Raw genomic sequence first — 415 nt, 5'->3', positions numbered from 1 at the left:
CATTCGATTAATGTCTACTCGACATTGATTGTCTTATCAAGTAACTCATCTTATATGAACCTTTCGAGGTAAGTATATTGAGTACGTGAAAATGTCAGACTTTACAATTAGTTCGGATTAGTCTCCGAACAGTCCAGTATGGATTGGTTTTAGCAATAAGATTGATTCGACGGATTTTGGTGTTTAGGCAAGGCGCACGAAGCGCGAGTAAAGGAGTGTAGTTTACTACATGACTGAACGAGCAATGAAATGCAACGACGCATAAGCAGTAAAAGACAAGAATACTTGGGGTTGTATGGTTAAGTGACTAAGCGTATGTGGTGGATGCCTTGGCAGTTAGAGGCGATGAAGGACGTGTTAATCTGCGAAAAGCTCAGGTAAGGTGATAACAACCGTTATAGCCTGAGATGTCCGA

The 415-nt window shown here is 41.2% G+C and carries 1 rRNA gene; it reads left to right on the top strand.

Annotation, left to right across the window (positions count from 1 at the left end):
• Window positions 1–297: 297 nt before the first annotated feature.
• Window positions 298–415, top strand: a 23S ribosomal RNA gene (locus tag ASU03_RS19545); the annotation flags it as partial.

Source organism: Colwellia sp. TT2012 (assembly GCF_001440345.1).
GTDB lineage: Bacteria > Pseudomonadota > Gammaproteobacteria > Enterobacterales > Alteromonadaceae > Colwellia.
The sequence above is the reverse complement of the archived record's forward strand: the minus strand, read 5'-3'. Positions and strand labels throughout refer to the sequence as shown.